We start from the raw sequence: 1535 nt of genomic DNA, 5'->3' as shown, positions 1-1535 counted from the left end.
AGCTTTCAGTAAAAAGCAACAGCACAACATCAATATGTAGCCACCATCCCCTTACCCCACGATGCGACTTGAGGTAATACGCAGATTCAAACCGGAAAGAAAGGATTCTTATCCGAATTCTGTTTTGAAGGGTTTTGCATAAGCTCGGTTCTCTGTGTAGATATTCAGCACGTATTGCCTTGCAGTCATGATCCACTTGGCAGGTACGGAGATGAATCTGAAGACAAAAGCCTTTATGCGACTCGTTTTCTTGAGCCCAAAAGCCTTGGTGTCAAGCCTGCTCATGATGGTCTTGTAGAAATTGTGTATCAATGCAGTAAGCAGAAGAAAGACAGTATTCTCCGCCATGAATGACTTGGGGAGCCTGCTCCAACCGAATCCGTTGTTCATGTCGTCAAAGATACGTTCCTTGCCGCCACGCAGATTGTAGAATTCAACAATGTCCCTTGTCGATGACTTGTAATCGTTGGTCAGAATACAACGGTAAGTGTATTCGCCTTCCCACAGGTCAAGGTCGCCACTGTTGCGTCTTTGTCTCTGGATGACAAGACGATAGCACTTGCCTTCCCATTTCTCAACGAGAATGGAATTGAGTTCGAACTGGATGCCGTTAATCTCCTCCGTCTTCCATCCTCTCAGAGCAAAGATGTCATTGTAGAGCGAACTGCATCGGTTGGCACGGATGTAGAAATGTTTGCAATGCTTCTCTATCTCACTGACGATTTCCTTCGAGCAGGAACCGCAGTCTGCCCTGAAGCGATTTACACGGATGTTCTGGGATTCCAGAAGAGCGAAGAATCTCTTATGGGTGTCTGCCTGATGAAAACGCACATTCGTGTTACCATCGCTGTTCTCGATATAGACTATCTTGTCACCGATAACATATACGCCAGGCCTGTAGCCGAGGAACTTTTTGTAGGTCGGTTTTGCATCATACTTCTCCGTTTCAAGGAACTGATGGTCAAAGTCAACATCGTATTCCTCAATTTCCTTCAACTCGCCTGTAGAAACCAAAGCGTTTATAAGCAATGTGTTGAGTTTGTCTGCAGTATTGAAATCATAGGTCTTGCCTTGGTCGGAAGTATAGGAGATGTTTTCCTGTGTCAGTTCCTTGATGGCTCTGAGGATGGTATCAGAGCTGCATGTACGAAGGGTAGGATGATACGAGAGATGGCGCATCAGTTGTGACGTTACATCTTCCACGCATGAGCCGCCACAGAAATAAACGCTCATCAGCGAACGGACTATCTCGCTGAACTGATATCCGAAGATACTGCTGCATCTCTGACCCAGTGTTGAGTCGATAACGGGTGAAAGCATGGAGTCAAATTTCTCCATGATTGAAAAAATTCCTCCAAAAGGTGTGAGTTTCTCAGATTTAATTTGTATTTTTGCCATGTCATATTAGAGTTTTGCTTGTTTTCTTTTTGCAACACTAAGATAAGTGAAAATTCTGACATGGCAAAATCCTGGGCAACTTTTTGTTGCTCAGGAACTTATAAATAAAGTTAAATTATAGTGTTGCGGAATTAAGG

The 1535-nt window shown here is 44.0% G+C and carries 1 protein-coding gene; it reads right to left on the bottom strand.

All coding sequences use genetic code 11. The annotated features are described in order from the left end of the window. Positions 1 to 108 precede the first annotated feature (108 nt). Positions 109 to 1398, bottom strand: coding sequence for an IS1380-like element IS612 family transposase (locus ACTQ16_RS16560; protein WP_005814044.1), 1290 nt, complete (start codon positions 1396 to 1398; stop codon positions 109 to 111). Between the last annotated feature and the right edge of the window lie 137 nt (positions 1399 to 1535).

The organism is Prevotella sp. LCP21S3_D2, assembly GCF_052118345.1.
Classification (GTDB): Bacteria; Bacteroidota; Bacteroidia; order Bacteroidales; family Bacteroidaceae; genus Prevotella.
Note: the sequence above shows the minus strand (reverse complement) of the source record. Positions and strands in the feature narration are given on the sequence as shown.